The following is a 12170-nucleotide window of genomic DNA, read 5'->3' as shown; positions in this document are numbered from 1 at the left end:
GCCTCGCTCCCAACTTTCCGGAAGTCCGCAAAGCCCACGCGCCAGCATCTCAACTATGCAACGGCCGCTTGTGTGCACTTTGGAACCGTCGGTTCCGCCATGGAAACGTAGGGTTCTGGCTGGCGCCGATTCCCGGCCAGCCCAGAGACGCAACTGTGACCGGTCGGCCCCCGAACGATCTGCTCCGGCAGCTCACCCACCAGGATTTCGAACTGCTCGCGCCTCACCTTCAGCCGGTCGAACTTGCGGCGAGCCACGTTCTGCATCACGCCGGCGACGACGTGGCGGCGGTGCATTTTCCCTGCGGTCCCGCACTTGTGTCGTTCGCCGTGCCGGTCGAGGACGATCGCGAGGTCGAAAGCCTGCTGGTGGGCCGCGAGGGTGCGGTGGGCATTGCCGCAGGCCGCAACCCTTCGCTGGCTTATTCGCGCATCGTTGTGAAGCTGGGCGGCAGCCTCGTCCGTCTGCCGCTGCGCGCGCTTGAGCAGGCACAGCAGCGATCAGCCACGCTCCACGAGGTCTTTTCGCGCTACGCCGACTGCCAATTCGCGCAGCTGCTGCAGACGGCGGCCTGCAACGCGGCGCATTCGATCGAGCAGCGCGCCGCCAAGTGGATCATCTCCGCGAAGGAGAGTATCGGCGGCGCCGAGATCCCCCTCACCCACGAGCAGCTCGCCGGCATGCTCGGCGTCTCCCGCAGCTATGCCAGCCGCGTCATCCAGATGTTCAAGGCAAGGCGCATCCTCGCGACCCGCCGCGGCGCCATCCTGATCCTCGACGGGACAGCGCTCGAAGCCAGAGCCTGCTGCTGCAATGATTGGGTGAGGAAGCACTTTGACGAGGTGCTGGGCGGAGCGTCACCTGCCGATGGCTAAAGCGCGATGCGATCAGGATGCATCGTCATCCCGCTTTAGCTTGTTGTTCAAGCATGATCTTTTCGGAAAACCGCTGCGCACTTTTCCGGATCATGCTTTAGCATCTTTGCGGCCTCACCCCTCCGGTGGCGACTGGCGTTTCAGATGCAGATAGGCCGGGCTGAAATCGCCGAGCCGCTGCAGCTCGCGCCATTTCAGGACGATGAGCTCCCCGTCGCGCAGATCCATGGTGCCGCCCCGCCTGAGGTCAGCGAGCGTCCGGTTCACGGTCGCGATCGCCATGCCGAGCGTCTCGCCGAGCTGCACCAGGCTGATGGGCAGGCGGAAGCGATTGCCGCGGACGAGCTGGGCGGCGCGGGCGCGGTAGAACAGCTCGCAGAACAGGTGCGCCATGCGCGCCTGCATCGGCCGGGCGCTGTTGTTGGTGATGGCCTCGCGAAAGATCGAGGCATCGAGCAACGTCTCGCGCCAGACCGAGAGCGCGAAAGTGGGACGGCGCCGGAAGGCTATGAACAATTCGCGATGCGGGATGAAGGCAACCGAGGCGTGCCCGAGCGCCGAGAGCCCATGGTCCATCTGGTCGATGAACAGGCCCTGGGAGTCCGGGAGGTCACCGGAGATATGGAACGCGAGATATTGCCGTCCCCCGCTGCCGAGCAGATGGTAACGCGCCACCATGCCGGAGACGACCAGCGCCGAATGTTCAGGCTCCTCGCCCTGGCGGATGAAATCCTCGTTGGGCGCGACATCGCGCTGCGTGAAGGTGAGCGCGCGGATCTCGTCGAGATCCTCCCCGGTGAGCGCGGTGTGCTCGCTCAGGTTCCGGATCAGCACGTCGTGGGCTTTTTCCATGAGACCACCAAAAATCGCGCCGGATCTATCAAATGATACTTCTGGCCCTGGTTCAGCGGACTAGAACGCGAGACGGACGCACTGGTTGCTAATCCGTTTGCGATCATTCGGGTCGCACCCACACCATCACCTCGACCACCAACCGAGCCCGCCCTTCTCATGAGTCCTACGACGATCCTGGAGCGCATCCGCGGCCTGTTCGCATCCGATACCAGCGAACACCTCGACTGCATCAGCGATGCTTTCAAGAACGGCACGCTGCGCGAGCCGGCGCATCCGATGTCGGATCAGGAACTCGCCCACGCCATCCGCGAGTTCCGCAGCACTGAGGTCTCCGACTGGACCATCGCAAAGCTTTCGCGGCGCTTCATCGACGCGCCGCGAGAGGGCTGAAGCGCGCCACGAGACTCATGCCGCATCCGAAGTTCATCGCGCGTCTCCAGGCCATCGAAGGCCTGTCCGAGGACGAACGCCAGCAGATCGCGGGCCTGCCGTCCACGCTACGCCAGGTCGCGGACGGCGAGATCGTGCTGCGTCAGGGCGAGGCCGCCTCGCGCTGCGTCTTCGTCGTCAGCGGCTTTCTCTACCAGGCCCGCATCGTCGGCGACCGCAGCCAGATCCTCGCGTTCCACGTTCCCGGCGACATGCCCTGCCTGCACACGCTCCTGGTCACGCCGATGGATGCGGATCTCGTCGGCCTCGGCCCAACCATCGTCGGCTACGTCGCACACAGCCAGCTCCGCCAGCTGCTCGACGGCTCGATCCATCTGACCCGCGCGTTCTGGCGCGAGACGCTGATCGATGCGGCGATCTCGCGGCAATGGATCGCCCGCCTCGGCGCGCAGGCGGCCCTGCCGAAGGTCGCGCATCTGATCTGCGAGCTCGCGGCGCGGCTGGAGATCGTTGGCCTTGTCAAGGACGCCTGCTTCCAGATGCCGATGACGCAGCGGCACGTCGCCGATGCCTGTGGCCTGTCGATCGTGCACGTCAACCGCACCATTCAGGAACTACGGCATCGCGGGTTGATCGCATGGGAGGGCAGCGAGATCGAGTTGCTGCAGCCTGAAGAATTGCGCAGGCTTGCCGATTTCACGCCCGACTATCTGACCTGAGCGCGGAGGGCGAGCGCAGAGGATGGGTGAGCGGACCGCTCTCCCTCGCGTCACGATCGCGGCCGCGCGGTCCGCCATGATGTGAGCAGCGGACCACCGCGGCCGAGGATGGGATCCGTTTTCGGCCTGCGGACCTTGGCGATGCGCTTGACGGCATCGGGACGCTCGCGCGTGTCGGTGCACTCGTCGTACGTCCCGTCCTGCGGATACGCTCCGACGACGCAAAAGTCCCGGCTGGACTCGATCAGCCGGTGTCCAGTGCCGGCGGGCAGCACCAGAACGTCTCCGGCTTTCACGCGGAGGACGCGTCCCTTGACGCCGCCGCACTCGAGCCTGGCCGTGCCGCGCGCCACGCCCATCACTTCGTGGACCCGCGAATGATAATGGACGAAGTCATACACGGTGTCCCGCCACGACCGGCCCCAGCCGTTTGTATCGAACAGCGTGTCGATGATGACCTCAGGGGGATAGCGCCTGGACTTCAGATTGACCGCGCCGCGATAGAGCAACACCGGAAAACGCGGATTGTTCGGCACGATGCCATCGTCGCGAAAACGGATGGCTGCCGGCTTCCGGGCCCGCACCAGCGCCCGCAGCGTTGCCGCATCCGGATGCTCCTCCACGAGCTTCTTGGCGAGATTCTTGATCTGGTCCTTGATCGGCATGGCCTGTCCTCAGCCACGGTTCAACGACGCTGGAGGTGAGAAGTTTCAGGCGAACGGGCTTGATCGGCAGGCCACTCCGTCCTGCGGATGATCTCGCTAGCGATGCCTTGCACCTCCTGAGATCGCGCTACGGCGTGATGATATCCAGCCTGTCCCGCGACGGGAGCGTTGCCTTGAAGGCCCGAAGCGCGGCGTCAACCGCCGCCGCATCGGCCAGCGGCGTGCGGTAGAAATCGACGTTCTGCCGCGACAAGGTTACGCTTCTTGTTTGGAGCACGGCGACCTTCGTCCAGCTCGATGGCACGCCTTTCTCGAACCAGCCCTCGTAAATCATGACGAGACCGACGTCGTGATCGTGGGCAAGGGCCGCCATCTCTGCCGGCCCATACTCTCCCGCCATTCTCGCCTTGCGCACCTGCTCCGAACCAAGGCCCCAGAGATCGAGCGTATAGTTAATATTGCGATATGCAACCAAGCCGAGATCGTTGACCCCAACCGCATCTCTGTAAAACGATTGGGCGAAACGAGCCATCTGGTATTGCTGCTCGTAGATATCGCTTGCGCCTAGCGGCGAGACCACTGCCGCTGTCATGTAGGGAATCGCCGCGGTGCCGAGCCCGAAGACCACGCCGACCTTCACACGAGACCATTGCAGCGCAGAGAGCCGTGGCTTGAGTTGTGCGATGCCCCACAGCAGCGCGGCTGCCGCGAGAGCCATGATGTATACCTCATACCGATTGAACCAACCGTATTGACCGCACACCAGATGGGCTCCGACGGCAACAAGAACGGCCAGAAGAACGATCAGTACCTTGCGATCGGCGCGTAGCAGACTGGCGCACCAGGCAACAGCGAGACCGAGTGCGATGAGCCGCAATCCATACGACGTCATCACGCTCCGCAGCATGTTTCTGACGATAGCGGGTAGCTCGCTCGCGGGCTGATCAAGAGTCGTCAGATAGCCCTTCAACAAGACGGAGCTCGGCAGCAACGGCAGGCCACGCGAGGCCATGAGAACGGCATAGCCCGATAGAGTGACGACAATGACTAGCGCTGCGCCGGCCGCGAAGCGGCGCTGGTCCAGCAGCGTGAACGCCGCGATTGCGGCACCGGCGAATGCGATCCCTTCGAAGCGGATGAGCGGAAGCAGCACCAGGGCGAGGAAATGGAGTGATGTTGGTGCGAACCCGCGCGCAGCCGCCACGAGACCAGCAAAGGTCACGATTGAGGCCCAGACGTGAATACTGTGCTCCATGCCGGTCATGGGCAGCGCGAGGGCGCTGACACTGAAGATGAGGAGCAGCGCGATCACGCAAGCGAACGGAAGCTCGCCCACACCATCGAACAGGGCATTCGCCTCCAAGAGGCGTATGATAGCCAAGATTGTCGCACCTGCGGCTGCAACATTGATCAACAACGGACCAAACGCACCGAGATGAAGCGCTTCCGTCAGAGCCAGACAATATGGCCAGATGATCGATGAGCTAGGCGATGAATATTCCCCGGCGTTGACCCCATATCCGCCGGACAGGATCTGGTCGGCGACCGCAAGGTGAATATACGCATCGTCCAGGGTGAAGAAGAGCCTGAAGTCGCACAGCGCCAGGACTGCGATGAGCTCCATCGCAAGCAATCCCAGCCAAGCGAGTATGGCTGCAGTTGAGGGTTGAATCCAGGTATCGGTACCCAATTGTCCCGACGACGCCCTGCCTGTCTTGTCGGGGCAATCGCATTGATCGACGACAGCCATCACACTCCCCTGTCAGTCGCTCGATCACGATTGACGCCTTGCCGGGGTCCATTCCCACATCCTGCGGTTTATCTTAGCCTTCCTAACAGTCGGTGACTGCAAGGCTTGAAATTCAGGTTTCCCTTGGGCAGTCGCAGAGGTAAAGGTTTGGAACTAGGGAGCGCTGGTCCGCTAGGCCGCTTGGGTCATTTGCGGTGATGGGGCGCGTTTCCGCGATGTACACGACAAACGGAGCTGACGGCGGTTCCTTGAGAGGCGTCGGGCAAAACACCCGGTCAAGCCCACCGCGCAAAAATATTCCACTTTCCCGAATTTCGGATTTGTGGCATAAGCGCCTCATCCCGGCCCTGCCAAAGGGGCGCTTCGCGATCGTCACGAGATGCGGGCCGGGTGGCGGTGGACGCGGTAGCGCCGGCGCGATCAGCCTGATGACAGGGCGGGCAACCGTGAGTCCTCAGGCGACGCGATACGACCCGGCGCGGTCACAGCGGTTTCGTCGATGCCTGGGGGCGAGCACACGCAAGCCTCCGGATATTCCGGCGGGATCGTCCGCGGACGGAGAAGTCGTGTGGTCCTGACGCCCGGGGTCTGTGCGTCAAGGCTTGCGGTGATGCGGCGGTCCGACCGGGCACGTGCATCGATCATTCCCGCAAGGCGACGGGGGCAATAGTGCATCGCTCCCCGAGGAGAGCACGAAGGACACCGTTAAAACCAGCCGCGCAGGGAAGGCCGGGCGACCGGCATCACCTGTGGTCCACCCCGTGTGCATCTTCGTCGCGCACGGACTTGGGGTGCCGCCGGCGCCCGGCCTTCCCTGCGCCCTTTGGTCTTCATGGGGCGCGAACGACAGCAAGCCTCGGGCGAAATGCGCCGCGAGAATGGGAAGGCGTGTGTGCTGATGAGGAAGAGCCGTAAGATGCGTAGAGCACTTGCGAAACCCATCTTGTATCGGCGCAAGCAAGAGCACGATGGGTTTCGCTTCGCTCTACCCATCCTACCGAAGTCGGCTCTCGTGCCCTCCACCGCCCGGTCTGCGCCGCCCCTCTCTCACGCACCTTTCGCCCCGTCACTGGAACCGTCAGCCGAGCGGCTTGCACGGTCGGTGAAGGCGACGATGTGACCTTCACCGGCTCGGCTGTCTCGGTGCCCGCAGCGGCTCCGGAACCTGGGGGCGCTCCGATGGTTGCGGCGGAACCTGGAGCTCGGCGAAGCAGTAACGCCCAGGAAAATGCCTGATCTCGCGGCGGAACGAACGCGCCGCAAGCCCAATTCAAGCCACATCCTCTCCGGATTTGCGGCTCATTGCCACCCAAGTCTTTGATGACAAAGGGCTGGTTGAGAGTTGCGTCATGCGTAACCGGGAGACCAGGATGGGCAACCGCACCGCAAAATTCGTATCCGCGCTAGTCGGCAGCATCATTGCCGGCGCGCCACTGGCCGCCGTGTCGCAGAATGCGCCGGCGCCATCGAGCACAGCCAACGCGGCCGCCGACTGCCTCGCCTCCCCGAAGGGTGCCGCGCCGCAGGGGCAACACTGGTACTATCGTCTCGACCGCACCACCAAGCGGCAATGCTGGTATCTGCGCGCCGCAGGCGGCAAATCCTCCCAGACCGCGCAGGCGACGACCGACGCACCCGAGGCGGATTCAGCCGCGCCGCAAACGATGCAGAACGCGCGCGCCGAATACATCGCTCCGCAGACGAGTGCCGCACCTGGCATGCCCAACACGAGCGCGCCCGCGCCCGCCGCAACCAATGCGCAGCCGGTCGCCCAGCAACCACCAAGCGGCGCGCCCGAGACCAACGCGCAGCAGCCGGCCGTGACCGCGCGCTGGCCCGAGACCTCCCCGGCCTCCGCCGCGCCCGCCCCGCGGCCAGCTCCCGTTGCGGCCACCGCGCCACCAAGCGCGAAGCCGACAAAGCCTCCCGCGCCGATGGCGCTGGCCGGGGCAGACGGCACCGCCGACAAGCCGGCCGGCTCGGTGCAGATGCTGCTGCTCGTGATCGGCGGCGCGCTGGCGCTCGCCGGTATCCTCGCCAGCGTCATCTACCGCTTCGCCGGCGGACGCGTACGCGTCCAGGCCGCCGCCGACCGCCGCGGGCATTGGGACGATTGGGCGCCTCAGGACCAGGACGGAAGCCGCGCACCCTGGCTCGGTGCGGAGCCCGCCGTCACGCCGCGCGCACAGCAGGGCCCCGTCGACTTCGATGAAGTTCGGCCGCCGCAGACCGCGCAAATCGCAGCCTTCACCAGGGAGATCGGCAGGATCGCGGCGCAATCCGCGTCCATTCGCAACAAGGCCGCCGAACTCGACAAGGCCGACATCTTCAACGGAAAGTTCGAGATCGAGGCATCGCCCCCGCGGCTCGCGGCCAAGGACATCGGCGACGAAAAGGCCGTCGATCACCATGAAGATGCGCCGGTAGATGCGCAGGCCGGAGAGGCCGTCGACGTCGACGTGATCACCGCGATGCTGGAACGGCTGGCGAAGCAAGGGCCGCGGCTGCCGCAGCCTAGCCCTGCAGCTGCCCTTGCAAACCTCGCACGAAGCCAACGAGGCCAATCCGCCGCTCGCGCTTGAGGCGCTCGGCTTTCAGGATCGACTGCACCTCGGCAAAGGCCTCGTCGACGTCGTGGTTGATCACGATGTAGTCGTACTCGGCCCAGTGACTCATCTCGTGGCTGGCGCGGCTCATGCGCTTGCGGATCACCTCGTCGGAATCCTGCGCGCGCGAGTGCAGACGCTTTTCGAGATCCGCCGCCGAGGGCGGCAGGATGAAGACGCTGACGACGTCGGCGCGGGCTTTTTCGCGCAGCTGCTGCGTGCCCTGCCAGTCGATGTCGAACAGCACGTCCTGCCCGGACGATAGGGCGGCTTCGACGGGGCTGCGCGGCGTGCCGTAGCTGTTATCGAATACGGTCGCCCATTCCAGCAACTCGTCACCCTTCACCATCGCCTCGAAGCGCGGCTTGTCGACGAACAGATAATCCTTGCCGTTGACCTCGCCCGGCCGCATCGGGCGCGTGGTCGCGGATACCGACATTTTCAGGCCGGACATCCGGTCGATCAAAAGACGCGACAGCGTCGTCTTGCCCGCGCCCGAGGGCGAGGACAGCACGAACATCAATCCGCGCCGCTCGACACCGTCAGTTCCGTGACCGCCGCTCGTCATCGATCACTCCAGATTCTGGACCTGCTCGCGGAACTGCTCGACCACGTTCTTCATGGCGAGGCCCGTATTGGTCAGCTCGATGTCGTTCGACTTCGAGCAGCAGGTGTTGACCTCGCGGTGAAACTCCTGCGCCAGGAAGTCGAGCTTGCGGCCGATCGGGCCGCCCTTGCCGATCAGCTCGCGCGCCTGCGCGATGTGGGAAGCGATGCGGTCGAGCTCCTCGCGGATGTCGGCTCTGGTGGCGATCAGGATCGCCTCCTGCATCAGGCGGTCGGAATCGAAACGGTCGGAGGTGTCGAGCAGGCTCGCGATCTGCTCGGCGAGCCTCGCCTTGATCGCCTCCGGCTTGCGCCCCGGTGCGACTTCGGCTTTCTTCGCGAGTTGCTCGACCTCGTCGACCCGCTGGGTCAGGATCTGCCCGAGCGAAGTGCCCTCGCGCTTGCGCATCTCGACGAGATCGGCGAGCGCCTTGTCGAAGGCTTCGGCTGCGGCAGCGCGCGCGGCCTTGTCCTCCTCCTCGTCGCCCTCGGGCTCGGCGACCTCGACGACGCCCTTGATGGCGAGCAGGCCGTCGATGCTCGGCGCAACCGCGTCGACCTTGCCGGCGATGACGGCGGCGGCCTTGAGCACGGCGTTGAGCACGTCCTCGTTGACGCGAACGGTGGCCGCGGCGTTGGCGCGCTTGACGGTGAGATTGGCATAGACGGTGCCGCGCGACAGCAGCTCGCCGGCGCGTTTCTTGGCGTGGGCCTCGAGCTCGTCAAACCCCTGCGGCAGCCGCACCCTGAGGTCAAAGCCCTTGGCGTTGACCGACTTCAATTCCCATTCGAACGTATACGGCCCGCTTGCGCCGTGGCATCTCGCAAAGCCGGTCATGGACGACAGCGCCATCAGGTCAAATTCTCCAGAAACACGGGATTCGCGAGGCATCAAGCCACGCGAATCTTAAGACTATTTTGCAGGAAAGTGGAATCCGCAAAGCCGGCAAGCAGGTCTGCAACGCGCCTAGCGCTGGACCACCGGCGGCGAGGGTTGCACCGCGCCCTGCCGCGCCGGTGCTGGAGCTGCGGGGCGTGCCGCCGGCGGCTTTTTCTGTTGGTTGGGCCGGGCCGGCGTGGTCGCCGTCGGCGTATCGGCGGCTCCGGGCGCGACGGCGGCGGGCGGCGGCGCATCCTCGGCCGGCTCCACCGTGTCATTCTGGATCTGCTTTTCCATGGCGCGGAGCTTGGCGACGTTCTTCTGATGCGCGTCGTAAGTCTCGGTGAAGGCGTGCCCGCCGGTGCCGTCGGCGACGAAATAGAGGTCGCGGGTGCGGGCCGGATTGGCGGCGGCCTCCAGCGAGGCGCGGCCGGGGTTGGAGATCGGGCCCGGCGGCAGGCCCTCGATCACATAGGTGTTGTAGGGCGATGGCTGCGTGATCTCGCTGCGCTTGATCGGCCGGCCCAGCGTGCCCTTGCCGCCGACGAGGCCGTAGATGATGGTCGGATCGGACTGCAGCTTGATCCGCTGCTTCAGGCGGTTGACGAACACGGCGGCGACGCGGCTGCGCTCGTCGGGCTTGCCGGTTTCTTTCTCGACAATGGAAGCGAGCGTCACCAGCTGCTCCGGCGACTTGACCGGAATGTCCTGATTGCGGCGTTCCCAGATCTCGGCGAGCACGCGCTTGTGCGCCTGCTGCATGCGCTGGACCACCTGCTCGCGCGGGGTGCCGCGCGGGAATTTGTAGGTCTCGGGCAGCAACGTGCCCTCGCGCGGCAGCTCGCGCACGCTGCCGGTGAAGATGTCGTTGTCGGACAGGCGCGCCACGATCTGCTCGGAGGTGAGCCCTTCCGGAATCGTGACGGCGTGCTGCACCACCTTGCCCTCGACGATGGTGGCGATGACGTCGCGGAGCGAGGCGTTCTTCTGGAACGAATATTCACCCGGCTTGAGGTCCGAGCTCGCCTTCAACGCGGCAACGCTGGCGATGAACACCCACGGGTTGATGTCGGTCACGCCTTCCCGGTTCAGCGTCTCGGCGATGTCGCGCTTGCCCGCACGCTGGGGGATGTTGACGATCTTGTCATCCTTGAGCGGCCCGGGCGCCTCGAGCACCTGCCGGCCGTAATAATAGACGCCGCCGGCGCCGAGCATGGCGATCAGCAGGAGGGTGATGATGGCGTTGCCGACGATCACGAAGGGATTGCGCGCACGGTCCGATCGCTTCGGCGGCGGCGGGACCTGCTCGGGCTCGAGCGCTGCCCGCGGACTCCGGGGCGAAATGGGCGGCCTTTCACTCATCGAAACAACCTGAATCCTGCCGGTTCAATCGCGGCCCGACAATCGCTTGCCCTGCCAAATGCACGCGCCCACTTCCATGACTATCGCCGAATACGGCAAAACGGTGGATTCGTCTCAAACTTAAACTAACTGGCGAGGCGCCGCACGATCACCGACGCATTGGTACCGCCGAAACCAAACGAGTTCGACAAGGCGACGTTGACCTCTCGCTTCTTCGCCGTATGCGGCACGAGATCGATCGCAGTCTCCACCGACGGATTGTCGAGGTTGATCGTCGGCGGCACGACATTATCGCGAATCGCGAGAATGGCGAAAATCGCCTCGATCGCACCCGCCGCACCCAGGAGATGGCCCGTCGACGATTTGGTCGAGGACATCGCAACCTTGGAGGCAGCATTGCCGAGCAGACGTTCGACGGCACCGAGCTCGATCTCGTCGCCGAGCGGCGTCGAGGTGCCGTGCGCGTTGATGTAGTCGAGATCGGAGGCGGTGAGGCCAGCGCGCTTGAGCGCGGCCGACATGCTGCGGAAGCCGCCATCGCCATCGGGCGACGGCGAGGTAATGTGATAGGCATCACCCGAAAGACCGTAACCGATCACCTCGGCGTAGATCCTGGCGCCACGGCGCCGGGCGTGCTCGAGCTCTTCCAGCACGAGGACGCCGGCGCCCTCGCCCATCACGAAACCGTCGCGGTCCTTGTCGTAGGGACGCGAGGCCTTTTCGGGTGTCTCGTTGAAACCGGTCGACAGCGCGCGCGCGGCGTTGAAGCCGGCAATGCCGATGCGGCTGATCGGCGATTCGGCGCCGCCTGCGACCATCACGTCGGCATCGCCCAGCGCGATCAGGCGGGCGGCATCGCCGACGGCGTGCGCACCGGTCGAGCAGGCCGTGACCACCGAATGGTTCGGTCCCTTCAGCCCGTGCGCGATCGAGACGTAGCCGGAAGCCAGGTTGATCAGGCGGCCCGGAATGAAGAACGGCGACACCCGGCGCGGTCCGCGCTCCTTGAGCAGGATCGCGGTCTCGGCAATGCCGTTGAGGCCGCCGATGCCCGATCCGATCATGGTGCCGGTCGCGCATTTGTCCTCTTCGGTCTCGGGATGCCAGTTGGCATCGTCGAGCGCCTGGCCGGCGGCGGCCATGCCGAAGATGATGAAGTCGTCGACCTTGCGCTGGTCCTTCGGCTCCATCCACTTGTCGGGATTGAAGGTATCGTTGCTGCCGTCGCCGCGCACGACCGTGCAGGCGTATTTGGTCTGAAGATCGGAGACATCGAAGCTCTCGATCCTGCGCGCACCGCTCTCGCCGTTGAGGATGCGCTTCCAGGTTGGCTCGACGCCGCAGCCGAGTGGCGACACCATGCCGAGACCAGTGACGACAACCCGCCTCATATCCGAAAACTCCGCATCGAAAGATTCACGGCCAATAACAAGAAACCGGCTGACCGCTGGGAAGCGGCCCG

General features: G+C 64.9%; 11 protein-coding genes. 4 read left to right on the top strand and 7 right to left on the bottom strand.

The genetic code is table 11. From position 1 onward, the window contains the following. The first annotated feature begins 155 nt into the window (after window positions 1–155). Window positions 156–875, top strand: a complete 720-nt coding sequence (locus GGD62_RS01160) for a Crp/Fnr family transcriptional regulator (RefSeq protein WP_092252913.1) — start codon at window positions 156–158, stop codon at window positions 873–875. A gap of 114 nt (window positions 876–989) precedes the next feature. On the opposite strand, the gene GGD62_RS01155 is transcribed toward GGD62_RS01160, so the two are convergent. Beyond that, complete coding sequence (locus tag GGD62_RS01155; protein WP_018317561.1) at window positions 990–1727, bottom strand: Crp/Fnr family transcriptional regulator; 738 nt, start codon at window positions 1725–1727, stop codon at window positions 990–992. A gap of 159 nt (window positions 1728–1886) precedes the next feature. Here GGD62_RS01155 and GGD62_RS01150 point away from each other — a divergent pair, with 159 nt between their 5' ends. Together GGD62_RS01150 and GGD62_RS01145 are read left to right on the top strand one after the other, a co-directional pair. After that, window positions 1887–2120: a hypothetical protein gene (locus GGD62_RS01150; protein ID WP_092252911.1), complete on the top strand. Its 234-nt coding sequence runs from the start codon at window positions 1887–1889 to the stop codon at window positions 2118–2120. Window positions 2121–2137: 17 nt separating this feature from the next. Beyond that, window positions 2138–2839 (top strand): Crp/Fnr family transcriptional regulator, encoded by a 702-nt coding sequence (locus GGD62_RS01145; protein ID WP_183706851.1) that lies wholly within the window; start codon window positions 2138–2140, stop codon window positions 2837–2839. 50 nt (window positions 2840–2889) lie between these two features. Here the strand turns inward: GGD62_RS01145 and GGD62_RS01140 are convergent, their stop codons facing one another. Next, window positions 2890–3504, bottom strand: coding sequence for a cupin (locus GGD62_RS01140; RefSeq protein WP_183706850.1), 615 nt, complete (start codon window positions 3502–3504; stop codon window positions 2890–2892). Window positions 3505–3631: 127 nt separating this feature from the next. Continuing rightward, window positions 3632–5254 (bottom strand): hypothetical protein, encoded by a 1623-nt coding sequence (locus tag GGD62_RS01135; protein WP_246799969.1) that lies wholly within the window; start codon window positions 5252–5254, stop codon window positions 3632–3634. A gap of 1370 nt (window positions 5255–6624) precedes the next feature. Here GGD62_RS01135 and GGD62_RS01130 point away from each other — a divergent pair. After that, window positions 6625–7836: a hypothetical protein gene (locus tag GGD62_RS01130; RefSeq protein WP_246799968.1), complete on the top strand. Its 1212-nt coding sequence runs from the start codon at window positions 6625–6627 to the stop codon at window positions 7834–7836. Here GGD62_RS01130 and gmk read toward each other — a convergent pair. From gmk to fabF, 4 genes are all read right to left on the bottom strand, one after another. After that, window positions 7769–8428, bottom strand: coding sequence for a guanylate kinase (gmk, locus tag GGD62_RS01125; protein WP_179730703.1), 660 nt, complete (start codon window positions 8426–8428; stop codon window positions 7769–7771). The genes GGD62_RS01130 and gmk overlap by 68 nt on opposite strands. Before the next feature lie 3 nt (window positions 8429–8431). Beyond that, the gene (locus tag GGD62_RS01120; RefSeq protein ID WP_018317568.1) at window positions 8432–9319 is read right to left on the bottom strand and encodes a YicC/YloC family endoribonuclease; all 888 of its coding nucleotides are present in this window, start codon (window positions 9317–9319) and stop codon (window positions 8432–8434) included. Window positions 9320–9433: 114 nt separating this feature from the next. Continuing rightward, window positions 9434–10708 carry an endolytic transglycosylase MltG gene (gene mltG, locus GGD62_RS01115; protein ID WP_018317569.1) on the bottom strand — a complete coding sequence of 425 codons (1275 nt, stop codon included), beginning with the start codon at window positions 10706–10708 and terminating at the stop codon, window positions 9434–9436. 125 nt (window positions 10709–10833) lie between these two features. Further along, on the bottom strand, window positions 10834–12099 hold the full coding sequence (fabF, locus tag GGD62_RS01110) for a beta-ketoacyl-ACP synthase II (protein WP_092252899.1): 1266 nt from the start codon (window positions 12097–12099) through the stop codon (window positions 10834–10836). Window positions 12100–12170: the final 71 nt, after the last annotated feature.

The sequence above is a fragment of the Bradyrhizobium sp. ERR14 genome, assembly GCF_014198235.1.
Taxonomy (GTDB): domain Bacteria; phylum Pseudomonadota; class Alphaproteobacteria; order Rhizobiales; family Xanthobacteraceae; genus Bradyrhizobium.
Note: the sequence above shows the minus strand (reverse complement) of the source record. Positions and strands in the feature narration are given on the sequence as shown.

Bases quoted from the DNA above. Each gene is read 5' to 3' on its own strand.
- GGD62_RS01155 (WP_018317561.1), bottom strand. From the start codon at position 1,727: ATGGAAAAAGCCCACGACGTGCTGATCCGGAACCTGAGCGAGCACACC.
- GGD62_RS01150 (WP_092252911.1), top strand. From the start codon at position 1,887: ATGAGTCCTACGACGATCCTGGAGCGCATCCGCGGCCTGTTCGCATCC.
- GGD62_RS01145 (WP_183706851.1), top strand. From the start codon at position 2,138: ATGCCGCATCCGAAGTTCATCGCGCGTCTCCAGGCCATCGAAGGCCTG.
- GGD62_RS01140 (WP_183706850.1), bottom strand. From the start codon at position 3,504: ATGCCGATCAAGGACCAGATCAAGAATCTCGCCAAGAAGCTCGTGGAG.
- GGD62_RS01135 (WP_246799969.1), bottom strand. From the start codon at position 5,254: ATGGCTGTCGTCGATCAATGCGATTGCCCCGACAAGACAGGCAGGGCG.
- GGD62_RS01130 (WP_246799968.1), top strand. From the start codon at position 6,625: ATGGGCAACCGCACCGCAAAATTCGTATCCGCGCTAGTCGGCAGCATC.
- gmk (WP_179730703.1), bottom strand. From the start codon at position 8,428: ATGACGAGCGGCGGTCACGGAACTGACGGTGTCGAGCGGCGCGGATTG.
- GGD62_RS01120 (WP_018317568.1), bottom strand. From the start codon at position 9,319: ATGGCGCTGTCGTCCATGACCGGCTTTGCGAGATGCCACGGCGCAAGC.
- mltG (WP_018317569.1), bottom strand. From the start codon at position 10,708: ATGAGTGAAAGGCCGCCCATTTCGCCCCGGAGTCCGCGGGCAGCGCTC.
- fabF (WP_092252899.1), bottom strand. From the start codon at position 12,099: ATGAGGCGGGTTGTCGTCACTGGTCTCGGCATGGTGTCGCCACTCGGC.